21 protein-coding genes, 1 pseudogene and 1 riboswitch are annotated in these 23427 nt (G+C 53.6%); of the genes and pseudogenes, 12 read left to right on the forward strand and 10 right to left on the reverse strand.

Going from position 1 to position 23427, the window contains the following annotated elements:
* The first annotated feature begins 60 nt into the window (after positions 1–60).
* The 3 genes from Q3F21_RS03360 to Q3F21_RS03370 all read left to right on the forward strand — a co-directional run bounded on the left by Q3F21_RS03360 (position 61) and on the right by Q3F21_RS03370 (position 2995).
* Complete coding sequence (locus Q3F21_RS03360) at positions 61–627, forward strand: sigma-70 family RNA polymerase sigma factor (protein WP_340250052.1); 567 nt, start codon at positions 61–63, stop codon at positions 625–627.
* 2 nt (positions 628–629) lie between these two features.
* Positions 630–1382 carry an anti-sigma factor domain-containing protein gene (locus Q3F21_RS03365; RefSeq protein WP_340250053.1) on the forward strand — a complete coding sequence of 251 codons (753 nt, stop codon included), beginning with the start codon at positions 630–632 and terminating at the stop codon, positions 1380–1382.
* 98 nt (positions 1383–1480) lie between these two features.
* Entirely contained in the window at positions 1481–2995 is a 1515-nt protein-coding gene (locus Q3F21_RS03370; RefSeq protein ID WP_340250054.1) for a stalk domain-containing protein, read from the forward strand.
* Positions 2996–3075: 80 nt separating this feature from the next.
* On the opposite strand, the gene Q3F21_RS03375 is transcribed toward Q3F21_RS03370, so the two are convergent.
* On the reverse strand, positions 3076–3984 hold the full coding sequence (locus Q3F21_RS03375) for a LysR family transcriptional regulator (protein ID WP_340250055.1): 909 nt from the start codon (positions 3982–3984) through the stop codon (positions 3076–3078).
* A gap of 210 nt (positions 3985–4194) precedes the next feature.
* On the opposite strand from Q3F21_RS03375, the gene Q3F21_RS03380 reads away from it, so the two are divergent.
* A complete protein-coding gene (locus Q3F21_RS03380; protein WP_340250056.1) occupies positions 4195–5262 on the forward strand; it encodes a YeiH family protein in 1068 nt (355 codons plus the stop codon).
* Positions 5263–5481: 219 nt separating this feature from the next.
* Positions 5482–6268 (forward strand): annotated as a pseudogene (locus tag Q3F21_RS27385) (malate dehydrogenase).
* A 56-nt stretch (positions 6269–6324) separates the two neighbouring features.
* Here the strand turns inward: Q3F21_RS27385 and Q3F21_RS03395 are convergent.
* On the reverse strand, positions 6325–6660 hold the full coding sequence (locus tag Q3F21_RS03395) for a PepSY domain-containing protein (RefSeq protein ID WP_340250059.1): 336 nt from the start codon (positions 6658–6660) through the stop codon (positions 6325–6327).
* A 59-nt stretch (positions 6661–6719) separates the two neighbouring features.
* The gene (locus Q3F21_RS03400) at positions 6720–7799 is read right to left on the reverse strand and encodes a Gfo/Idh/MocA family protein (protein ID WP_340250060.1); all 1080 of its coding nucleotides are present in this window, start codon (positions 7797–7799) and stop codon (positions 6720–6722) included.
* A 112-nt stretch (positions 7800–7911) separates the two neighbouring features.
* Between Q3F21_RS03400 and Q3F21_RS03405 the strand changes: the two genes are divergently transcribed.
* Together Q3F21_RS03405 and Q3F21_RS03410 are read left to right on the forward strand one after the other, a co-directional pair.
* On the forward strand, positions 7912–8610 hold the full coding sequence (locus tag Q3F21_RS03405) for an ABC transporter ATP-binding protein (protein ID WP_340250061.1): 699 nt from the start codon (positions 7912–7914) through the stop codon (positions 8608–8610).
* 6 nt (positions 8611–8616) lie between these two features.
* Positions 8617–9819: an ABC transporter permease gene (locus Q3F21_RS03410; RefSeq protein WP_340250062.1), complete on the forward strand. Its 1203-nt coding sequence runs from the start codon at positions 8617–8619 to the stop codon at positions 9817–9819.
* Here the strand turns inward: Q3F21_RS03410 and Q3F21_RS03415 are convergent.
* Positions 9816–10721 carry a LysR family transcriptional regulator gene (locus Q3F21_RS03415; RefSeq protein WP_340250063.1) on the reverse strand — a complete coding sequence of 302 codons (906 nt, stop codon included), beginning with the start codon at positions 10719–10721 and terminating at the stop codon, positions 9816–9818. The two genes, Q3F21_RS03410 and Q3F21_RS03415, sit on opposite strands and share 4 nt — an antisense overlap.
* Before the next feature lie 189 nt (positions 10722–10910).
* Here Q3F21_RS03415 and Q3F21_RS03420 point away from each other — a divergent pair, with 189 nt between their 5' ends.
* Complete coding sequence (locus tag Q3F21_RS03420; RefSeq protein ID WP_340250064.1) at positions 10911–12188, forward strand: Glu/Leu/Phe/Val family dehydrogenase; 1278 nt, start codon at positions 10911–10913, stop codon at positions 12186–12188.
* Positions 12189–12291: 103 nt separating this feature from the next.
* On the opposite strand, the gene Q3F21_RS03425 is transcribed toward Q3F21_RS03420, so the two are convergent.
* From Q3F21_RS03425 to Q3F21_RS03440, 4 genes are all read right to left on the reverse strand, one after another.
* Positions 12292–13788 (reverse strand): DEAD/DEAH box helicase, encoded by a 1497-nt coding sequence (locus Q3F21_RS03425; RefSeq protein ID WP_340250065.1) that lies wholly within the window; start codon positions 13786–13788, stop codon positions 12292–12294.
* Positions 13789–13905: 117 nt separating this feature from the next.
* Entirely contained in the window at positions 13906–14103 is a 198-nt protein-coding gene (gene cspD / locus Q3F21_RS03430; RefSeq protein WP_003388620.1) for a cold-shock protein CspD, read from the reverse strand.
* 201 nt (positions 14104–14304) lie between these two features.
* Positions 14305–15087 (reverse strand): transporter substrate-binding domain-containing protein, encoded by a 783-nt coding sequence (locus tag Q3F21_RS03435; protein WP_425341207.1) that lies wholly within the window; start codon positions 15085–15087, stop codon positions 14305–14307.
* Positions 15088–15297: 210 nt separating this feature from the next.
* A complete protein-coding gene (locus Q3F21_RS03440) occupies positions 15298–17271 on the reverse strand; it encodes a methyl-accepting chemotaxis protein (RefSeq protein ID WP_340250067.1) in 1974 nt (657 codons plus the stop codon).
* A gap of 95 nt (positions 17272–17366) precedes the next feature.
* Positions 17367–17459, reverse strand: a riboswitch (cyclic di-GMP riboswitch).
* Positions 17460–17675: 216 nt separating this feature from the next.
* Between Q3F21_RS03440 and Q3F21_RS03445 the strand changes: the two genes are divergently transcribed.
* The 4 genes from Q3F21_RS03445 (at position 17676) to Q3F21_RS03460 (ending at position 21507) form a co-directional block, all read left to right on the forward strand.
* Positions 17676–18113, forward strand: coding sequence for a hypothetical protein (locus Q3F21_RS03445; protein WP_340250068.1), 438 nt, complete (start codon positions 17676–17678; stop codon positions 18111–18113).
* Positions 18101–18397: a YxcD family protein gene (locus Q3F21_RS03450; RefSeq protein ID WP_003388627.1), complete on the forward strand. Its 297-nt coding sequence runs from the start codon at positions 18101–18103 to the stop codon at positions 18395–18397. The genes Q3F21_RS03445 and Q3F21_RS03450 overlap by 13 nt, the downstream gene beginning before the upstream one ends.
* A 268-nt stretch (positions 18398–18665) precedes the next feature.
* Positions 18666–19358, forward strand: a complete 693-nt coding sequence (locus Q3F21_RS03455; protein ID WP_340250069.1) for a response regulator transcription factor — start codon at positions 18666–18668, stop codon at positions 19356–19358.
* The gene (locus tag Q3F21_RS03460) at positions 19336–21507 is read left to right on the forward strand and encodes a sensor histidine kinase (protein ID WP_340250070.1); all 2172 of its coding nucleotides are present in this window, start codon (positions 19336–19338) and stop codon (positions 21505–21507) included. Before Q3F21_RS03455 ends, Q3F21_RS03460 begins: the two co-directional genes overlap by 23 nt.
* A gap of 128 nt (positions 21508–21635) precedes the next feature.
* Here Q3F21_RS03460 and Q3F21_RS03465 read toward each other — a convergent pair whose 3' ends face one another.
* The gene (locus Q3F21_RS03465; protein ID WP_340250071.1) at positions 21636–22574 is read right to left on the reverse strand and encodes a glycine betaine ABC transporter substrate-binding protein; all 939 of its coding nucleotides are present in this window, start codon (positions 22572–22574) and stop codon (positions 21636–21638) included.
* Between the two features lie 12 nt (positions 22575–22586).
* On the reverse strand, positions 22587–23426 hold the full coding sequence (locus Q3F21_RS03470) for an ABC transporter permease (protein WP_340250072.1): 840 nt from the start codon (positions 23424–23426) through the stop codon (positions 22587–22589).
* Position 23427: the final 1 nt, after the last annotated feature.

Below are 23427 nucleotides of genomic sequence, written 5' to 3' on the forward strand. Positions count from 1 at the left end.
AGTTTCGACGTTTCCTTAGAAATGGAGTAGAGATCAGGGAAAAAGAGGTGGGCCTGTCTCATGCAGAAGATGAGTGATGCTGACTTGATGCGACTGGTGATGCAAAAACACCGTCCCGCACTAGAAGAACTGTACGACCGCTACATCAAGCTGGTCTACTCCTTTGCCCTGAAGTCCACAAAAGACGAGCAGCAGGCAAAGGGAATTGTACAGGCGGTGTTCACCCGCTTGTGGACTACAGAAAAAGGCTACGACGAGAGCAAAGGGCAGTTCGTAAACTGGCTGCTGACCATCACGCGCAATATTACGGTCGATCATCTCCGCCAGGAAAAGCGGAATCAGCTGGTCGTGCCCGTCGAACCGAAGCGTTGGGAGCAGATCGCCGGTCATTCGGCTGACAACCCGGCTGACATCGTGTCGCGCAAGCTTGTCAGAGAACAGGTGGAAAAGGCGTACCGCTATCTCTCCCCAAGCCAGGTCGAGCTGATTCGCTCACTGTACTGGGAAGGGTATTCACTGAGCGAGATCGCCCGCATGCGAAACGAACCGATCGGAACGATCAAAAGTCGTCTCCACCAGACGTTAAAAGTATTGCGAAACCATTTGGTCCCGGAGATGGAGGGGTAAACATGCAATCCCAAAACCGTTGTCTGTCATCCGACGTATTGGTTGCCTATATCATCGGCGAATGCTCAGAACAAGAGAAACACGAAGTAGATACACACCTGACAACATGTGCCGTCTGCCGCCAGGAAGCGAAAGAATTGCAGGAGGCGTGGGACTTGATACCTTATGAGCTGGAGGAAGTGGAAGTACCTGATGAATTGAAAAACGAGGTGATGAGCGCCATTTTCGCACCTGCAAAGAATCCTCCGAAAGCGGCGAAGGATTCCTGGTTTCACTCCCTGGGACCGCGTTTCACGGGCCTTTTACCCGCTCGCCGATGGGTCGTGGCCGGTTTGCTGCTGGCTCTGGCGGGAACACTTTGGAACAATCTGGCCTTGCGCGATCGGCTTTCGTCGCTTGAGCAGCAAACAAAGCTGCCTACCAGCGTCATTCAGGTGTACGCGCTGCAGCCGACCGAGAACAGCGGACCCGAAGCAAAGGGAAATGCCTGGCTGTTTACACAAGGAAATAGCCAGCATTTGGTGTTTCACCTCCAGGGACTCCCCGCCACCAAAGGGACGGAGACGTATCAGGTCTGGCTGATTCACGAAGGAAAGCGGAGAAGTGCGGGCGTGTTCCACGTCGATCCTGCGGGAACCGGTATTTTGACGTACCAAATGAGTGAACAGCAGCTTCCTTTTGATGCGATCGGCATCACGCTGGAGCCTGACGCGGACGGCGAGCAGCCGCGAGGAAAAAAAGTATTGGGGACGTAGAGCCTGTGCGTCAAACCGTTCGGCTCTCCTCATCGTTTCCTTTCATGAAAAGAACATGCCCATGCAAGCAAAAAAGGGGCTTGAGGAGGGATATTTTTATGAGAAAAATGACGTCTGCAGTGTTGGCAGGCATATTGGTTGCCGGGTTTATAGGACTTTCTTCTTCCCAGCTTGCCGTTTCCGCTGCAAGCTCTGCTGGCACGATGAAGGTTCTGTTCAATGGGAAAGAGCTTCGACTCGCTGAGGCTCCCGTCGTGTCCAACAACCGCCTGCTGGTCCCGGCAGAATCTCTCGGAGAGGCGCTCGGAGCGACAGTAGCGTACGACCAGGCTGGGAAAGCCGTCACGTTTACAAAAGGGGCGAATACGTACCGGCTCCCGTTTAACAGCAAGATTGCCACGATGAACGGTGTATCTGTCAGCTCGGATACGGCGGCTATTCTGGTCAACGGCAAGCCTTACGTGCCCATTCGATTCCTGTCCGAGCATCTGGGGGTAGACGTGGATTACGATCCGACTGCACGTACCGTTTCGCTCAAAGCAAGCGACGCTCCATCGTTCCAGATCCTCTCCCCGGCTCCCCATGACATCCTCTACACCAGCCAGGTCGAGGTCTCTGTCGCAGCGTTCGGCCATCATTTATCTGACTTCCGTCAAAACATGCAAGCGAAAGCAGGAGAAGGGCATATTCACATTTGGCTGGATACCGATCCCTCCGATCCCAAGCTGGCCTATAAAATGATCGACGGAAAACCCGCCGTCTTTGACAATGTACAGCCTGGCACGCACAAATTGACCGTTCAGCTCGTCGGGAACGACCATAAGCCGATCCAGCCGGAAGTGAAAGAAGAGATTACATTTGCCACCACTGCTGTTCCTGCCCTGTCTGTGAACGGCCCCAAAGAAGGAGAGGCAATCTCCGGCGACAGGGTACTCGTGCAAACGGCCGTCAGCGGCTTTTCTCTATCGGATTTCCGTATGAAAGGCAGCGTAGCCGCGAGTGAGGGACATATTCACCTCTGGCTCGATACGGACGTCTCCAACCCAAAGCTGGCCGTGAAGCAAGTAAATGGCGATCCTGTCACTTTTGATAACGTCAAACCCGGAAAGCACACCCTTACTGTCCAACTCGTGGGGGCCGATCACAAGCCGATCCAGCCGGAAGTCAAGCAGGTGGTTCATTTTACGACAACGGGCAAGTCTGGGGTCGGGACCGCATCCAAGTCGGTAGTGTCAAACAACCATGACGCTGCGTCAGAAGGTTCAGCACAGGCTGCGCCACAAGGGACTGACCATGCCTCCCACAAAGCATCCGCACCTGCCTCCGGCCAAAATGCACAGCCTGCTCAGTCTCAGTCCCAGGCCAAATCGTTTCAGGTCGACATCAAAAACTTCGCTTTCAAGCCGGAAACCTTGAACATTCCGGCCGGCACCACCGTTACCTTTACCAACCACGACGACGTCGGCCATACGGTTACTGCCAAGGACGGCTCCTTTGACAGCGGCACGATTGGAAAGGGAAAAACGTATTCCATGACGTTTGCCAAAGCAGGGGTTTATGCCATCTATTGCAAGCCGCACAACTTTATGGTCGACACGATCACAGTGAAATAAGGGTTGTTTACGCCGAAAAAAAGGATTCCCTACAAAACCCGCTCCGATCAATTACGCCGGAGCGGGCTTTTATATAGCAACTATCGCTTCAGCTCCAGAGAATTGGGCAAAACCTCGTTTTTCCGCAGCAAATCGAGAAAGATGTCGAGTGCTTTCGTACGAAACAGATTCGCTTGCGTCACCAGGGAAAATTTCCGCGTGATCGGCGTTTCGGGAAGCTTCACCATGCACAGCGTCCCCAAGGTAAGCTCTTTGCGAATCGCCCAGGAGGAAAGCAGGCTGACGCCCATTCCCGCCTCTACCGACTCCTTGATGATTTGGGTGCTGCCAAATTCCATCAGGTTTACCGGGGATAAATCCAGTCTGGCAAACATCTTCTCTGCCGCTTCTCTGGTTCCTGAGCCCTCTTCCCGTACAATCCACGTTTCTTCCTCCAGCTCCCGGACCGTCACTTTTTCTTTTTTGGCCAGCCTGTGATCGGACGAGACGATGATCTGCATCTCGTCATCGGCAAACGGCTCAATGCTCAGTTTTTCATGCCGGTACTCTCCTTCGACGATGCCCGCATCCAGCTGGCGTCTGGCGATGAGGTCGACAATTTCCTTTGTATTGTGGATCGTGATCGTCGGCTTGATCTTGGGATAGCGGTCGCGCAGGCGTGCGACCACGTGGGGAAGCACGTATTCACCAAACGTATAGCTCGACCCGATGATCAAATTGCCGCTTGGCGTATTCATCAGATCGTCGACCAAATCGCGCATGCGGGTATGGAGCCCGAGAATTTCCTTGGCATGGTGATAAACGATTTCACCCGCTTTGTTCAGGCGAACGTACTTATTGCTTCGCTCCAGCAAGCGAGTGCCGAATTCGCGTTCCAGCGCTTGAATATGCTGGCTGACTGCCGGCTGCGTCATATGGAGCTGCTCTGCGGCGCGGGAAAAATTCTCTTTTTCCGCCACTGTTACAAAAACAAGCAACTGCTGATCCATCCTGACCCCCACCCGTTTTTGTGTGTCTTTGCCAATTATACTACTTTACTTATCATCATTATCATAATGATTTATTTTTCTTATTTATTCCTTTGCCGTATGCTGGAGTTGGTTATGAAACGCTTCGGAGGAAGCCGGCTCTTTGCGTGAAGTGTGGTGCGAGGATTTTTGCCTTTTCCTTCTGTACAAAAAAGTTACGGAGATGATGCAATGTCTACTCAATTGAAAAACAGCATGCCCACCGACAAAGGCGCCGCTCTGGCGAAGGGAAAGCCCGCCAAGGCAAAAAAAGCGCCAGCAGCCTGGCTCTGGCTGGCGGGAGTGGGATTTACCTTTATCGTAGCTCTGCTGGGATACGGCCTTGCACAGGTTCCCGGCTTTAACCGCGTAGGCCAACTAGCCTGCGCGATCCTGATCGCGGTCGCTTACCGCCAAATCTGGGGCTACCCCGAAGCGATTCGGCCCGGTATTCAATTTTCCGCGAAACGACTGCTGCGCCTCGCCATTATTCTGTACGGTCTGAAGCTGAATATCGATGTAGTCATGACCGATGGCTTGGGATTGCTGCTTTATGATGCGGGAGTTATCGTATTTTCCATCTTCCTGACCCTCCTGATCGCCAAATGGCTGAAAGCGGACACCTCTTTGTCGCTCATGCTCGGAGTGGGTACCGGTGTATGCGGTGCGGCAGCGATTGCGGCGGTCTCGCCGATTATCAAGGCAAAGGATGAGGATACGGCGATCGGTGTAGGAATTATCGCACTCGTCGGCACCATATTTGCTATCGCCTATACCATCTTGAGGCCGATTCTGCCTTTGTCTCCGATCGAATACGGCACCTGGTCAGGGGTCAGCCTGCATGAGATTGCACACGTCGCGCTTGCAGCGGCTCCAGCCGGTCAGGACGGTCTGGCGATCGGGCTTTTGGCCAAACTGGGTCGAGTCCTCCTGCTCGTTCCGCTCTGTTTTATCCTTATGTACTGGATGAAACGGACCGGCAAGGTAGATGGAAACACCAAGATCGAGTTTCCATGGTTCCTGATTGGGTTTATCGCGATGAGTGTCTTTGGCAGCTATATACTGGGCAAGCAGATTCCTGTTTCAGACGGCTTTAACAGTGGAATCGCCAGCCTCACTACGTTTGTTTTGACGATGGCCATGGTCGGCCTCGGTCTCAATGTCAACCTGCGCGATCTGCGGACCAAAGCATCCCGGCCGCTAATCGCCATGGCGATTACGTCGGTTTTGCTTTCCGCATTGACGTTTGTACTCGTGTAGTCGTGAATGACTCCTATTGAGGGAGGGGGCACGCATGGGAGCTTTGCTCGTGCCGGTCAGTATCATGTTTGCCTTCTTCGAACGGCCTTTGCTTTCATCTACAAAGGAGTGGAGCACTGCATCCTGAAGTACGATGAAGCGCACCTCTAGGATCGCTATCCCGATTATAAGAAGCGCCACGAACACATTCAGTCCAAAAACTGATGGGATATGGAACAGATGAGACGTCCAAAAATTACAATTGTAGGGGCAGGAAACGCAGGAGCAACCCTGGCGCATCTGACCCTCTTGAAAAAGCTGGGCAACGTCGTACTGGTAGACATCGCCGATGGCATTCCACAGGGAAAGGCTTTGGATTTGCAAGAAGCGGCCCCCGTGGAATCGATCAGCGGCCGCATCGTGGGTTCCAATCTCCCCTGACGCTATCCTCCTCTTGGTCACCAATCCCTCCTACGTAATGGCCCAAGTAGCGCTTCATTCCAGCGGTTTCCCGCCTGAGAGAGTGCTAGGCTTGGGAGGCGTTTTGGACTCGGCCCGTTTCCGTACCTTCATTGCCGAAGCTCTGGGCGTCTCCTATCGCGACGTCACAGCGCTAGTGCTGGGGGGACACGGAGACGAAATGGTGCCGCTTGCCCGCTTTTCCCATATCGGAGGCATTCCGCTCGACACCTGGCTGGACAGCGAGACCCTGGAGCAGCTGATCCACCGCACGCGCTTTGGCGGCGGCGAGATCGTCAATCTGCTGAAAACAGGCAGCGCCTACTACGCGCCAGGTTCCTCCATCGTCTCGATGATGGAAGCGATCCTGCTGGACGAAAAGCGGGTCATGCCTGCATCCGCTTATGTAAACGGCGAATACGGCGTACAGGGCCTCTTCCTGGGCGTACCCGTCATCCTTGGCGCCAAGGGTGTGGAAAAAATCATCGAGCTCCCGCTGACCCCGGCAGAGCATGAGGACTTGATGAAATCCGCCGTAGGCGTAAGCAGAATCCTGACACAGTTGTAAGAAAAAAACAAAAAGACGGCTTGCTGCGATCCCCCCGCAAAAGCCGTCTTTTTCCGTCACACGTCTTCTCTTTCCACTTTGCGCACTTTCCCTGTCACCGCATCGATTTCCACTTCATACGGCTGGTTTTGCTCGTTGATCACGATGACCTCATAAACGAGCACGCCGTCTTCCGTTTCCAGCTCCACATGGACGACTCGTCCCTTTACCTGCTGCAACGCAATCGTCTTGGCCTGGTCTACGCTGATAAGCTGCTGCGCCGGGGACAGATTCGCCGGCTGGTCAATACGGCCGGAGTCGTTGGCCGCATAGGCTGGTTGGCCTGCTGCGACAATCATTCCGCACAACCCCAACACGCTCAGCATCGTCTTGATGGTCGCTGTCTTCTTCATGTTTCCTCCCCCCTTTCCGTCCAGATGTTACGCACATAGTTTGTCCCCGGCCCGAACCCTTATTCCTTACATTCCCTTTCCTTCCCCATCTCCCCAGGACGCCACATCCAGTCTATCCGCTGTACCTCCCCTGTCTCCAGCGACCGTTGAATAGCCGTCATCACCCGAAGCACCTGGACGCTCTCCTCGGGCGTGATGATCTGCGGTCTTTCCCCGTTTTTGACGCAGTCCACAAAATACTGCAGTTGATTGACAAAAGGATCGCCCGCCTTGACATCGACGGGTTGCCTGCCTCCCTCGCCATACCAGGCAAGATGGCCCTCCCTTTTCCCCGAAACTCTGTCAGACGTATTGGAATAGTCGAGCGTTCCCAGCGGACCATTCACCCTCATCGTTACCGTAAACGGGAAATCCTTTCCCATCAGGTGCGAGCCTTCGACGACGGCTTTGCTTCCGCTTGCAAACAGCAAATTCGTCGCTACGTGATCCCAGGCCCCGTTTTCGCTTTGCTTGCCGACAGCGTACACCGAAGCGACAGGCCCGAGCAGGTGGATCAAGTAGTCGATATCGTGCAGATGGAGGTCATATAAAGCTCCGCCGCTCTTCTTCGCGTCCCGGAACCACGCGCTCCAGTCAGGGGGCTGCGACAGGCGGTTGGCGTAGACCATCTCCGGCCGACCGAGCTTTCCCTCATCGATCCACTGCTTGATCGCGATGTATTCCGGCCAAAAGCGCAATACCTGCGCGACCATAAAGGCTACATTTGCCTGCCGGACTTCCTCCAGCATTCGCTCAGCCGCGCCGAGCGTGAGAGCGATCGGCTTCTCGCACAAAACATGCTTGCCGGCCCGGGCTGCCTGTATGGCATGCTGCTCGTGCAAATGCGTTGGCAGACAGATGTCCACCACGTCGATTTCTTCCTGCTCCAGCATGGCCTCCAGAGAGGGGTAATGGCGGCAGGCGTATTCCTCTGCCAGCTGTTCTCCCGCTTCCCGGTTCCGCCCTGCGATTGCAGCCACTCGGGCTCCCCTGACTTTCCGGTAAGCGCTCAAATGCGTCTTTCCAATGTTGCCGGCTCCGACCAAGCCTACCTTTACGATTCTGCCTTCCTTTTCCGGAATCCGTTCAAATGCTGCCATGGCTTGTCCCCCCTTTTTTTTCGAAATTCCGCTTGTCCCTGTCATTCGTGTTATGATAAAGAGAGCATTATCCGTAAATTGGAAAAAAGTATGGTCCTTGAGGTGAAACCAAATGCTTGAGTTGGAGAGAGTTACTGGGGGCTACTCGACGGGAAAGCCCGCCATTCACGATATTTCCTTTACCGTCCAGTCGGGGGAAATCGTCGGATTGATCGGCCTGAACGGGGCAGGGAAAAGCACCATTTTGAAGCACGTCCTCGGATTCTTGCAGCCGTCTTCCGGGACGATCGCCTTTTCCACAGACCGGCCGCTGCTCGCTTACGTGCCGGAAACGCCGGAACTGTACGAGGAGCTGACCCTGTGGGAACACCTTCAGTTCATGGCAAAAGCGTACGGGCTGGATGAACAGCAGTTTCAGGAACGGGCCGAACGGCTGCTGCGGCTATTCAGACTGGAGAGCAGGGCTCACCATTTTCCCGGCTCCTTTTCCAAGGGCATGCGGCAAAAAGTGATGATCCTCTGCGCCTTTCTCGTCAAGCCGGACGTTCTCGTGGTGGATGAGCCGTTCGTCGGCCTGGACCCGCTCGCTACCGAAACACTGCTGAACCAGCTGACCGAAATCAAGCGGGAAGGCACAGCCATTTTGCTGTCGACGCATGTGCTCAGCCTTGCTGAAACGTATGTAGACCGCTTCGTCATCGTCCACGGCGGAAGCATGTCGCTGCACGGGACTCTTGCGCAGATGCGCCAGCAGGCCGGGCTGCCGGATGCCACGCTTGAGCAGTTGTTTTTGTCAGCGGTGCGGGGGTGAGCTGCGATGACATTTGATCAGCTCTTCGCGTCAAGGCTGCAGGCGGCCTGGCAAACGGGCCAACGGTACGCCAAACAGGCTGTAGCCGGGAGCAATTCACTCGGCCTGGTCGTGCTTTATTTTCTTGCCGCTTTCCTGTATATGAGGCTTGCCGAATCGTTGACCAGCACGATATGGAGCCAGCTGGCGGCCTCCCTGATGACCGCTGTTTTTGCGGCTCCGGCCTCCATTCGGACTTTTTTGCGAAAGGCCGATCTGGCGATGCTGGCTCCTTCTTCGTATCCGATGAAACAGTATGTGCGCTCCGCCTTCATCTACAGTCTGCTGGTGCAAGCTGCCGGCATGCTGCTTTTGGCCGTTATCGTCTATCCGGTGTATACCAGGACCGCCTCGTCCCCCGGCTCATGGGTGATGCTGGCCGGATGCCTCGTCCTGCTGAAAGCGTGGAGCAGCGATCTGTATTGGCGGTACGTGCGGCTGGAGCGCGAGTCGCTTTTGCTCCTGCTGGCCCGCTGGTTGATCGCCGCCTTTTTTCTGTACGGCTTCTGGACGGGCGCTTGGCTGTATATCGGAGCCGCGCTGCTTTTTATGGTGATCCTGACCGCCGTAGCGATGAGCATGAGCTCCCGATACCACCTGCCCTGGCTCCTTTTGATCGACAAGGAAAACAAACGCGTCGACCTGTATTACACCATCCTGAACATGTTCATCGACGTGCCCCACAAGCGGAAAAAGGTTCGCCCGAGGACGTGGGCCATCCGCCTCTTTGACCGGTTGACTGGAGGAGATGGCAATGCGTATCTGTACGTGCTCATCCGTCACGTCATCCGAACGGGTGAGACTTTTGCGATCTACCTGCGCCTGGCCGTTTTGACGCTGGCCTTGCTAGCATGGGCAAAGGCCCCTCTCCTGTTGTACGGGATCTGCCTGCTCGGTTTGGCTGCAGCCGGCAAACAGGTGACGCAGCATATCCGTACGGTCGTGCACCCTCCGTCCATCCGCCTTTTGCCCATCACGCCAAAGCAGCGGCAGCGGGCTTCTGTCCGGCTTTGCCTTGCCATGCTGGGACTGATGGCAGCCGGGATGACCGTCATTATTTTGAGCAAGGCGGCACCGCTTCCGGACAAAATGGCTCTGGCCGCGATCTGCATGATATGGACGTATTTGTTGACGAAGTTTTTTTTCCGTCGAAAGAAGACCGCGCTCTAGCTGTCAAACCCTTCCAAAACACTGAAGAACTGCTTGAGAAAATCGCAGAACAGCTTCTCCGTGGGCGGCAATTCCCGGTCAACCGGAACAATGACGCCCACGGTGCGGGTCACGGTCGGCTCGGTCACCGGAATCATGACAGTATTGCGGGGCCGATTGTCCGTGAGCGTGATTTCAGGCAGCAGCGTGACGCCCAAGCCTGCCGCCACCAGCCCCTTGATCGCGTCAATATCCTCTCCCTCGAACGAGATGGTCGGCCGGAAACCGAGCTGACCGCACGCCTGCACGACCAGCTCACGCAAAATGAACCCCTCCGGAAACAAGACAAATCCTTCCTCGCGCAGCTGACTGAGCTGCAGCCTGGCTTCCCCCGCCAACCGGTGGTGGGAAGGAAGCAGCGCAACGATTTTCTCCAGAAACAACGTATGGCCGATCACCTGCTTTTCATCCTTGGGAACCGGTCCGAGGAGAGCCAGATCGATCTCCCCTTTGATCACGGCATCGATCAAATACCGGTACGAACCTTGACGCAGGTGAAACTGCACATGCGGATGCTGTTCGCGAAAAGCCGATATCACCGTGGGCAATGTGTAGGCGGCCAGGCTGCTGGGAAACCCGATGCGGATCGTGCCGCGCTCCGGGTCCAAAAATTCCTCGATCTCCCGCTTTGCTTTGTCAATCACCTTCATCGCCTGCTCCATATGCTCCAGAAACACCTTTCCGATCGGGGTCAGCCGTACGTTGCGTCCGTCGCGGATAAACAGATTGACGCCCAATTCCGCCTCCAGATTGACGATCTGCCTGCTGACCGCTGATTGTGCGATATGGAGGGCATGGGAGGCTTCCGTCACATGCTCCCGTTTGGCTACCTCGATAAAATACTGAATCTGCCTCAGCTCCACAGTTCTCCCCCCTCTATTTATATTCATCTCATTTCGGCATTAATCTCATCTATATTCTATATTGTTTCGATTAATCCTTACAGATAAAATACTTTTGTATTCCGTTCATCATTTTTTGGAGTTTTTCCGACTACTATTACTGCTCTATTTAAAATTGTTTAAAAATAAAGAAAAAAGAGGGAGAGAACTATGGCGATCATCCAGGAGGTTCAACAATCGGTGGGAGAAGTCCTGAATCCGTATGAAATTGTGCAGACGCAAATTGAAACCGCGGCATCCCTGCTCGGATTGGAGCGCGGCGTGGTAGAAATACTGAAAAAACCGAAACGGGTATTGTACGTTTCGTTCCCGGTCAAGCTGGACGACGGCAGCATCCGGGTATTTGAAGGCTTTCGTTCCCAGCACAGCGACGCGATCGGGCCGACAAAAGGGGGTATCCGCTTTCACCCGGATGTTACCCTTGATGAAGTAAAGGCGCTTTCGATGTGGATGACGTTCAAATGCGGCGTCGTCAGCCTGCCCTATGGCGGCGGCAAAGGCGGAGTGATTTGCGATCCCCATCAGTTCAGCAAAGCGGAGATCGAACGGATCAGCCGCGGCTTTATGGAGGCGATCGCGGACATCGTCGGTCCGGAAAAAGACATCCCTGCCCCGGACGTTTATACCAACCCGCAAATTATGGGCTGGATGATGGACACGTACAGCCGCATCAAGGGCTCCTACAGCCCCGGGGTGATTACCGGCAAGCCCCTGATCATCGGCGGATCGAAAGGACGCAGCGAGGCGACAGCGCGCGGCTGTGTGTACACCATCGAAGAAGCGATGAAAGACATGGGCAAATCGCTGCAAGGCGCGACCGTCGCCATCCAAGGCTTTGGCAATGCCGGGCGCATCGCGGCCGACCTGCTGTCCGGGCTTGGCTGCAAGATCGTGGCTGTCAGCGATTCCAAGGGCGCCCTCTATGACCCGGCCGGACTGGATCTGGCCCAGGTGGAGAAGCTGAAGGACTCGTCCACCATTTTGGATTACGACTCCCGCTGCCACCTTCAGCAGCCAGAGGCGCTGCTGGAGCTGGACGTAGACATTTTGGTCCCTGCTGCCCTGGAAAACGTGATCACGCTTAAAAATGCCCATAAAGTCAAAGCTCGCATCATCGCAGAGGCGGCCAACGGCCCGACTACGCCCGAAGCGGACAAAGTGCTGCACCAAAACGGCGTATTGGTCATCCCCGACATTCTGGCCAATGCAGGCGGCGTGACCGTCTCGTACTTTGAGTGGGTGCAAAACCTGATGAATTACTACTGGAGCGAAGCAGAGGTAAACCAGAAGCTGCGCGACGTCATGACCCAGTCGTACTGGGCCGTTCACTCGATCGCACAGGAGTACAAAACGGATTTCCGCACAGCCGCTTACATGATCTCTCTCAAACGCATCGCAGAAGCGATGAGGGCAAGAGGCTGGGTGTAGAGCCCTGCGCATTCCGGATAAAATAATCAAAGCCGCCCGGCATCAGCGCTTGGCGGCTCTTTTTTTGGCCTAGAGTCGGCGCAGAGGTTGCTCTGGCGCTACTCTAGTCTCTGTTGCGGTCACGGTCACGATCCCAATCTCTTCTGTTTCTGTTGTGTTGGGCCGGTCTTCCTTTTCCATGCCCCGCTCGCGAGAAGCCTCCTCCGCCTCCTCCGCTTCGCTTGGCTCCGGTACGCGGGCCTCTGCCTCTGGACTGATCCATCGCTTTTCTCTTGCCTACGCGCAGAGGAGCCTCTTCTGTCAAACGGACAGGCGTGGTATCCGGTTCTTTGGTTAGCAGCTTCAATGCGGCTGCGACCAGCGTTACGGAATCGACCTCATCCAACAGCTGCTCGGCCAACGACTTGTACATGCTCAGTTCATCGCTGCCTGTCGTCTCCATCAGTTTGTCCACTGTAAGACGCTGTTGCCCCTCGATCGCTTCAGCCAGTGAAGGAACAGGCTTTCTTTCCATCTTGCGGTTGGTAGCCTTCTCGATATAACGCAGGTGGTCCGTTTCTCTCGGAGTGACCAGAGTAATCGCCAAGCCTGTTTTGCCTGCACGACCGGTTCTGCCGATACGGTGGACATAGCTCTCCGAATCCTGCGGAATGTCAAAGTTGTACACGTGAGTAACCCCGCTGATATCCAATCCGCGAGCGGCCACATCGGTAGCGACCAACACTTCGATGGTACCTTCCTTGAACTTGCGCAGCACGCTGTCGCGTTTTGCCTGATTCAAGTCGCCGTGGATGCCTTCCGCACCGTATCCGCGTTTGTTCAAGGCCTCCGCCAGCTCGTCTACCCGGCGCTTCGTCCTCCCGAAGATAATCGCCAGCTCGGGCGAATGGATGTCCAGGAGACGGCACAGGACGTCAAATTTTTGCTTCTCCGGCACTTCCATATACTGCTGTTGGATATTGGGAACGGTCAGTTCCTTCGCCTTGATGGAAATGGTGACGGGGTTTTTCATGAAATTGCGGGCAATTTCCTGGATCGGTCTCGGCATCGTAGCCGAGAAAAGCAAGGTTTGCCGCTCTTCCGGCATCTCTTGCAAGATCGCCTTGATGTCGTCGACAAAGCCCATGTTGAGCATTTCATCCGCTTCATCCAGTACGACCATTTCCACGCCGTGCAGACGAATCGTCTTGCGGTTCATATGGTCCATGAACCGGCCCGGAGTTGCCACGATAATTTCCGGGCGCTTTTTCAATGCCCTGATCTGGCGCTGGATATCCTGTCCGCCGTAGATCGGCAGAGCAGTCACTTTTTTAAGTTGGCCGATTTTGTTCAGTTCTTCTGCTACCTGAACAGCCAGTTCCCGGGTGGGAGTCAGGACTACCGCCTGGATCTGCTCCTTCTCGCTATTCACTCTTTCTACGAGCGGGATGCCGAAAGCAGCAGTTTTCCCTGTTCCAGTTTGCGCTTGTCCGATTAAATCCTGACCCTGCAGGACGGTGGGGATCGTCTCCGCCTGAATCGGTGTCGCCTCTTCAAACCCCATGTCACTCAGGGCACGGGCTACCAGATGATGGAGCCCAAACTCATAAAATGTTGCCAATGCGCGTCAATCTCCTTTACCTCAATCTAAATGTCCTACTACTTAAAATGACCGAAAAAGAGGGCCGTATTCCTGTTGATGGAATAAGCCCTCTTTCCCCGTCTATATCAGAAGGATTTACAGTTTATTTACGTTTGCAGCTTGTGGACCGCGATTGCCTTCCACGATGTCAAATTCAACGTTCTGTCCTTCTTCCAGGCTTTTGAAACCATTTCCTTGGATCGCGGAGAAGTGAACGAATACGTCGTCACCATCTTCACGCTCAATGAAACCAAAGCCTTTTTCAGCATTAAACCATTTTACTTTTCCGATCACGATTGTGGCCTCCTCATGTAAACAATTGATAAAAAGCAAGAAAACCTCCGTTTCCGCTTGAAACCTCATGAGAGGCCGCAAAATCGTTCCCGGGTATTCATGTCTTTTTAACATAGATAATATCATACCATCATTTTCGTCAATAAGCAAATATCGCTCCGCGTTGGTACGAAGCGATATTTGTATGATAGCATTATTTGGCTACTGTAGCCACTTTTTGTAAAGCTCGTCAAATTTGCCTTGAAGCTTCATTTCATCCATCCATACATCCAGGTAGCTGGCAAAGATAAAATCTCCGCGATGGATCATGTACGCTTTTTCGCTTTTGGTGAAAGGATTGTCAGTCAACGCCGCATACAAGCGCGGGTCTGCCTTCTGATAAACCATCGCTTCCAGGGTGTCCGTAATCATCACATCGTACGTGCCGTTGGCAACAAGTCCCGGGATGTCCAGGTTGTTTTGCACGACCGTCACCTTCGCGTCTGTCAGGTGCTCGCGAACAAATTTTTCGTTGGTTCCGCCTGGATTCACACCGATGCGGACAGTCGGCTTGTTGATGTCTTCGACGGTTTTGTACTTGTCTTTATCCTCTTTGCGGATCAGCGGAGCCTTACCGAACTGGATGTAGCCGTCAGTCAGGTGCGCCTTTTTCTGTCTTTCGGTATTGCGGGTAACGCCACCTACGGCGATATCGAATTTGTCAGCCAACAGGTCGTCCATCAGCGTCGGCCAGGAGGTTTGGACAAAGCGGGCTTCTACGCCCAGGCTTTTCGCAAACTCTTTCATCGCGTCGATATCGTACCCTTCAAACTCGCCAGTCTTCGGATTCAAATATGTGAAAGGTTTGTAGTCCCCCGGCGTTCCGACGAGGATGTACCCCCGCTTGATGATCGCGTCCAGACGGGACTCAAACTTCTTGTTTTCCTGTTTCAGATCGGCATTCTTCGCCGCAGCATTTTGGCTGACGGCGGCGACAGCGCTCATCGCCGAAGCGTTGCCGACTACGCCTGTCGCCAGCAAAGCGGCCGCTACGGTACTTGCCATCATCAGTTGTTTCCAGTTTTTCATCTTCTTCTCCTCCAAATCCAATGCGTTTTTTGTTTCTCTGGCTAGCAGAATGCGAGATATTTCCTGCGATCCTCTAGAGGCATCCCCCCTTTCCCAGGAGGCTTTCTCTGCCCGAATCCGAAGCGGTTACAACGTAAACCTTCCAAGCCTCTTCTGCATTTCATCCACCACATCGCCCAACTGGTTGACGGATCGGGCAATTTCTTCAATCGTAAGCAGCTGTTGATGGGTCGCTTCCGCTACGCGTTTCGCGTCTTCGGATGCGTGGTTGGCGATAGCGTGCATTTCCGCCACCGACGCGCTTACCTCTTCCGAGCCGGCCGACATTTCTTCGGAAGCGGCGGACACTTCAATGATGTGATCCGCTACGTTTCGCGAAGCGCTCATGATGCGTTCAAAGATCGCCCTAACCTCCTGGATCAGCTCAACGCCGTCTTCCACATTTTTATTGCCGGCGTTCATCGCTTCGACCGCGTGCGAGGTATCCTGCTGAATCTCCTGAATCAACTGGGCGATTTTCGCCGCTGATTCTTCAGACTGATGAGCCAGGCTTTTCACTTCGCCCGCCACGACCGCAAACCCGCGGCCATGCTCCCCTGCTCGCGCGGCTTCAATCGACGCGTTCAAGGCGAGCAGATTGATTTGCGAAGTCAGCCCGCTGATGGTGTCGAGAATGCTTTCGATCTCCTGAGAGCGCGAGTGCAGTTTTTCGATAGCCGTCGCCACCTTGGCGGTGCCTTCCCCGATGCTCGACATCTGCCGAACAGCGTGTTCCACCACCGACGTGCCCTGCTCCGCCTGTTTTGCCGCCTCCTGCGCCGATTCCGACACCTGCGAGGATGTTTCCGCGATCTTTACGATACCGACTGCCATATCATTCATGGACAGCGCAACCTCTTGGGCGCTACCGGCCTGCGCCTCGGCACCGCCGGCGATTTGCTGAATGGATTCGCTGATCCGGTTTACAGCCTGGGTCGCATGGTCAATTCCGGCGGACACTTCCCTGGTAAAGGAGAGCACCTCATCCGAGGACAGGGAAACGCCTTGAATCAAGTCCTTCAAATGATTCACCGTCTGGTTGAAATCGCGGGACAGCACGGCGATCTCGTCTTTTCCCTGCACCGTTACGCTGTTGGTCAAGTCGCCCTTCGCCACGACCTGCACCACCTGGTTCAGGCGCTGAATAGGCCGGACCATTCCGACAGCGACGGCGTATACGATAGCGATGGCCAGCACGATAGCGACACCGGAGATGATCAGAAGCTTCGTCATCAGTTCATTGACGGGAGCATGCAGCTCTTCAGACGGAGCCGTAATGAAAACGCCCCAGTTATGGGCAGTAGACGCGTAGGAAGCGAATATGTCCTTGCCCTCAGCCTGATACTGCACCGTTCCCTCTCCGCCTCCCTGGATGGCTTGGAAAGCCTCCTGCAGCTGAGGAATGTCGGTTGTAGCCAGAGACTCCTTCAAAATCAAATCCTCATTTGGATTCCAGACATAGGTTCCTTTTTGGCTGACGAGAAACGCGTAGCCTGTCTGTCCGAACGTTTCCTTGGAAACGGTTGTCTGAATGTCATTGATCGGGATGGTAGACCCCATGTACCCGTACTGCTTGTTGTTTTTCATCAACGGCACGATGATTGTCACGATGTTGTTGCCGGTCCGCTTGGAGACGACCGGCTCCGAGATGATCACCTTGCCCTCGCCTTTTCCCGCAGCCTGAAAATGCTCTCTGTCGGATACCTGCGTCACTTCGCCTTTGAAGTTGGTGACGCGGTTCCCGCTCAGGTCGTAGGAAAAGAAGAAGGTTTCAAATTCCGGATTTTGCTTCTGCGCGTCCTGTATCAGCTTCAGGTCCTTTGCCTGATCGTTGTCCTCCGAAATCATCTTTGCAATGGTTTCCAAAATGACGATTTTGCTGTTGAAGAACGTTTCGATCTGATCAGACAGATTCTTTGCGGTCAGCTCAGCTTCCTTGTCGAGACTGGATTCCAGAATTCTCGAGGAGCTCCAGTAACTAGCAACAGATACGGAAGTCAAACTGATGATCAGCAGGATGCTCATCACGACAATCAGTTTTTGCTTGAGACTGTTTCCCATGGATATGATCCCTCCTTGTCCTTGTCTACGCGGCCACCGGCCCTTCTTTTGGCACAAAAAAAGAAGACCGCCATCCGACAGCTTCTTTGCATCGGTCTGGCAACCCGGCTGTCATAGCTGCATGTGCATGCGTCCTTAGACCCGTGGCTTTGCGTCCCCGCCTTTCAGCGGGTTTGCCCTTTTCAGAATTTTTAATTAGGTTAAATTTACTATAGCAAAGCTATAATAACATACCCATGAACATTCATGCCCAGTACATATGTATCATTTTTTTAACAACTGTATAATATCGTCCAATCTGTGACAATTCGCACTTTACTTTATATGCTTGTTGAATTAGCCGACAAATAATCATACACTTATATTATAGATAGACAAACAAGAAGGAGATGACGTTTCCTATAATGAAAAAGCTGATCATGCTGGTTATCGCTTTTGTACTTGTTCTGGCTCCGACCGGATTTGGCGCCGATCACGCCGACGCAAAAGGCTACAAATCCGGCAAGAAATCCATCGCACCGACGCAAACGACACCGAATAAGGCCGATTCCAATGTAAATTCCACAACCAATAGCAACACCACGACCAATTCCACGACACCGATGAAAAATACATCTACCGCTGCTCCGAGCAAGGGCGGCTTCATGAAAGGCCTGCTCGTCGGCGGTTTGGCAGGATTGCTGTTCGGCAGCTTGTTCAGCGATCTGGGCGTTCTCGGCTCCATCCTCGGATTCATGATCAACATCCTCGCGATCGTCGTGTTGATCGCTGTGATCCGGAAGGTCTACCTGTTATTTAAAAACCAACGGAAAAAGCAGGAATGGGATACATGGAAACGATAAAAATTCTCGAGCAGGACATCATCAACGCCATTTGCATGCACGTGGCAAGCAAAAAGCAGATTCAGCCGCAAGAGGTTGCCGTCGAGCTGATGTGGGACGAAGACTACGGTTTTTCCGCCGAAGTGTATGCAAATGACCGCAAGCAGATATTTATTAAAATCAACATTATCGAAGCGATTCGCTACTGGCTGCAAACGTACATGCATCGCGATCCTTATTCGGCCAGGCTGGAGCTGGTTCTGGACGAAGAAGAGGGCATTATCGCCTATGCGAGCTATGGATGACCATAAGCGCATCGAAACGCTGGTCGATCATTCCCTTGCAATAAAATAGCATGAGCCGAATGCTGAGCTGTGACCCGCAAGCTGGACACTTTATACAGGTGCCCTGTCTTGCGGGTCCTTGTTTTTCTTTTTCGCGTCATCTATCTTTTCGTAAGAATTTTGTAAGGATTTTCAAAGACCTTTTGTTAAAAGTACCCGGTATGATAGAGATATCTCCTCGTGCAGGAAAGCAACAGACAGAGACTGACTGGTAAGGTGGGAAGCTGGCGTGTCCAAGTATAACGTGCTTGTCGTGGACGATGAAGCAGAAATCCGCGACGCGATCGAAATTTATCTCAAGAATGAAAATATCAAGGTATTCAAGGCAGAGAACGGGCTTGAGGCTTTGGAAGTGCTGAACAATGAGGACCTGCATCTCATTATCATGGATATCATGATGCCCCGGATGGACGGGATCAAAGCGACCTTTGCCATCCGGGAAAGCAGAAACATTCCGATCATCATGCTGTCGGCAAAGTCGGAGGATACGGACAAAATCCTCGGGCTCAACGTCGGAGCGGACGACTACGTAACGAAGCCGTTTAACCCGATGGAGCTGGTAGCGCGGGTCAAATCGCAGCTGCGGCGCTATACCCATCTGGGGACGTACGTCGCGAGCGAAGACGAAATTCACGTCAGGGGATTGGTCCTCAACACGACCTCCAAGACGGTTTTCGTCGATGACGAGGAAGTTCGCCTGACCCCTACGGAGTACAAAATCCTCGAGCTGCTGATGAAAAACAAAGGCCGTGTCTTCTCCATTGAAGAAATATACGAGCTGGTCTGGAAGGAACCGTACATGAACGCCGAAAATACGGTGGCTGTCCATGTGAGAAGAATCCGGGAAAAGATTGAGATCAACCCGAAGGAACCGAAATATCTAAAGGTGGTATGGGGAATTGGATACAAAATCGAAAAATAAGCTGGGGCTGGTTCTGGCTTCCCTGCTGTTCCTCTGTTTGACCTCGCTTTCTTTCCTGGCGTCGGCGGACATTGCTTCGCGGATAGAGTACCTTCAGGAGGACCGCTACTACAAGACATCTGACTTCCAGCAAGAGCTTGACCAGTTTATCGACATGGTCAAAACGTATCACTTCAATTTTCGGGGGTATGCTGAAAAAACAGAGGCAGAGAAGCTTGGTGATCAATACGAGCAGCTAAAGAGCGAATTCGACAACAGTTCTGCGGAGCAAATGGAGCAGATCAACCAACACTACGCTTCCCTGATCGAGGAAGCCGAAGCCTCGGGAAAGGCAGAGAATGTGCCCAAGCTGGAACAAACGAGAGGCCAGGAACTGCAAAAAATCCGTCAGTCTCAGGAAGCATCGTTCCGGCAAGCGCTAAAGCAAGCTGTCGCCGAAAAGGATCGGGAATACAAGGATGTTGAGGACGGCCTGGCTTTTCGGAGCGAGTCGTTCCACTACTACATCCTGAACAAGAACAGAGACGAGGTGTACGCCAATGTGCCGAACCCTCCCTCTGCGGAAGAATTGAAAGCAAACTCTGTCTTTTCCGTCCGCATTCCAAGCACTGACAATGAAACGGATAGCTACTTGAGATGGAACAATCACTTTTTTCAAACCAATCACTGGGAAGGAATCGTGTACATCCCGAAAAACGTGGAAGGATACAGCCTGATCCAATCCAACGCCCAGTATTTCTCGTCGATCCGCGAAAGGCTCTTAAAGGAATGCGCCCTGCTGGTCATCTCTGCCGCAGCCGCGATCGGGTTGTTCCTGTATTTGCGCAGGCACGCGGCCGAGCTCTCATTTGTGGAAGGCTTCCTTTCCCTGCTGCGCCGCATTCCTATCGACCTGCGTGCGCTCGTGCTGCTTTTTGCCGTTTTATGCGCGGTCGAGCTGGCCTTTTCCGTCTCGTTCTTTTCGCTGCCCATCCGTCCGAAGCAGTTCGTCATTCTCGGGCTGGAATCGTGCGCCGTAGCCTACCTGTCTTTTTGCCTGATAGAGGCGACTCGGATAAACCGGGACCACGAGCTTTGGCAGCAGCAATGGCAGAAAAGCCTGTTTGTTAAATACCGTGATCTGTTGACGGATGTATTGGCCAATCGAAACATGCTAGTAAAATTCGTCCTTATGGTCGGCCTGACGCTGGCCTTTCCTGTTTGCGCATTGACGCTCCTGTATTCCCTTGAACGCCGCGACCTTGTCTTGTTTTTGTTTTCGGGGACCTACTGCCTGTTCTACGTCACCGCCGTGCTCCCGTACATCCTCAGGAGAATCAGCCTGATGAACAAAATCTTCCGCGGTGCCGAAGAGATGGCAGCGGGCAATCTGGACCACCAGATCATAGCGACAGGCAAAGGAAATCTGTTCCGTCTGGCAGACAACCTGAACAATATCAAGCAAGGCTTCAAGGCATCGGTGGAAGGCCAGGTGAAAAGCGAGCGGCTCAAGTCTGAGCTGATCACCAATGTCTCCCACGACTTGAAGACGCCGCTCACCTCGATCGTCAACTACGTCAACCTTTTGAAGGAAGAGAATCTGAAGCCGGAGGAAATCGCCAGCTATATCGAGGTGCTGGACAGAAAGACCCAGCGGCTGAAGGTGCTGATCGACGATCTGTTCGAGGCGTCCAAGATGGCTAGCGGAGCGGTAGAGCTGCAGGTGGAAAACGTCAACGTGGCCTCGCTGCTGAATCAGGCCCTGGCAGAGTTCAATGACAAGATCGAGGAGTCATCGCTTACCTTCCGGGTGCAGGTCGAGCATCAGCAGATGTTCGCCAGACTCGACGGCAACAAGACCTGGCGGGTGCTGGAAAACCTGATTGTCAATGCACTGAAGTATTCCCTGCCAAATACCCGCGTCTACGTCTCCTTGTCCGAGCAAAACGAGGAAGTCATCCTCACCATGAAAAACGTCTCGGCCTACGAGATCGACTTCGATGCCGAAGAACTGTTCGAGCGTTTCAAACGGGGAGACAAATCGCGGCACACCGAAGGCTCCGGCCTCGGTCTGGCGATTGCCAAAAGCATTGTGGAGCTCCAGGGGGGACGTCTTGAGATCGAGATTGACGGAGATTACTTCAAGGTAACGGTCGCGTTTCCGAAGTGACCCTCCTGTGGAAATGCGAGAAACGCTTTTCTCTTCATTTTTCGAGAGTCAGCCATTTCCCTCAAAAAAACAGCCCTGAACCCGATATTGCTCGGGGACAGGGCTGTCTTTTCTCTCCAGATTCATCCTTACTTCTTCAAATCCTCGATCGAATCGATGTCCATGTAAGCAGGAACTACGAGTCCAATCTTGGTGCCTTCCAGATTCGCACCCAGGTCTTCAACGTCTTTCCCCAGCTTTTCAAAGTAATCGGCGTGAGTGGTCGGCAGCCATGCCGCTACCAATCCGTCCACATCGCCATTGGATACACCTGCCCACATCGGACCCGCTTCCACCTGGCTCAGCTCGACCTGATACTTCAGCTTTTGTTCCAGAACAGTCTTGACGACATTCGTGCTGGCAATCTCCGAATCCCAGGCGACATACGCCAGAGAGATTTTCTTGCCGTCTGCGGGCTGAATGCCTTCGACCCACTTGTTTACCGTTTCTTCGTTGTTTTTCACCCAGTCGGCTGCCGCTTCCTCCGGCTTTTTCCCGCCTTCGATGTCCAGCATCACTTTTTCCATGTCAGCGGTCGTCCAATGGAAGTTGTCGAGGAGAGCGTACGCGCTCGGATGCTCCTCTTTCAACCCTTTGCGAACGATCGTATGGATCTCTTCATCCGCTCCATACACGCCTTTGGGGTCCTTCAAGTATTTCAGCTCATACTTGGAGAACATCCAATGCGGCGTCCATCCTGTAATAATGATCGGCTTTTTGTTCTTGTAAGCCTGCGTCAAAGCTGCGGTCATCGCGGCACCGGAGCCCTCGACCAGCTCCCAATCCTTCAGATCGTATTCCTGGATGGCCTTTTCTGTCGCTTTCATAATCCCTGCACCCGGGTCGATACCGATGATTTTGTAATCGACCTGGGCTCCGACTCCGCCGGAACCTCCCGTTGACCCTTCGGCGGACTGACCGCCCTGGCTATCCTTTGGCAGCTCCGCGGATGGCGCTCCCGAGCAGCCTGCCATCAGCAAGCTAAGCCCCAATACTGCAGCGATTCCTGTACTCCATCTTTTTTTCATGAAGACCCCTCCCTAGGCGTTTTTCTTTTTCCCCATGCTCTGGGTGATTCTATCCAGTAAAATGGCCATGATGACGATTGCCAGACCGGCTTCGAAGCCTGCACCGATCTTGATCTGGGTAACGGCACGGTACACGTCCGCCCCCAGTCCTTTGGCGCCAATCATTGACGCAATCACGACCATGGAAAGCGCAAGCATGATGCTTTGGTTGATTCCTGCCATAACGGTTGGTCTGGCCAGAGGCATCTGTACCTTGACCAGCTTTTGCCACGCCGTGGAGCCAAATGCATCCGAAGCCTCGATCAGCTCGGCGGGCACTTGCCTGATTCCCAGGTTGGTCAGCCTGATGGTCGGCGGCATCGCAAAAATGACGGATGCGATGACTCCAGGCACCTTGCCCAGGCCAAAGAAGAAGATCGCCGGAATCAGGTAGACAAACGCCGGCATCGTTTGCATAAAGTCGAGGATCGGCGTGACGACATTGCGTACGCTGTCCGCCCTCGCGCACCAAATCCCTACTGGAATTCCGACAATGATAGAGATAAGACCGGCAGTCATAACCAATGCCAGGGTATCCATGGCGTGCTCCCAATACCCCAGGTTTTCGATCAGAATAAGTCCGATAAACGAGAACAGGGCGATCGGCCATTTTCCCGCACGATAAGCGAGCAGCACCAGAACGATGATCAACAGCCAGGACGGCAAACCGGAAAACAGCAGGGCAAACAGATCGACAAGACCGCCGATCACGGTCGAGATCATGTCAAAGACGATGCCGAGATGATCGTCGAGAAAATCCACCACATGTTCGATCCAACGGTCAACCGGTAATTTCGGAAAGAGCTCTCCCATC

It is taken from the genome of Brevibacillus borstelensis, from assembly GCF_037834415.1.
Classification (GTDB): domain Bacteria; phylum Bacillota; class Bacilli; order Brevibacillales; family Brevibacillaceae; genus Brevibacillus; species Brevibacillus borstelensis_A.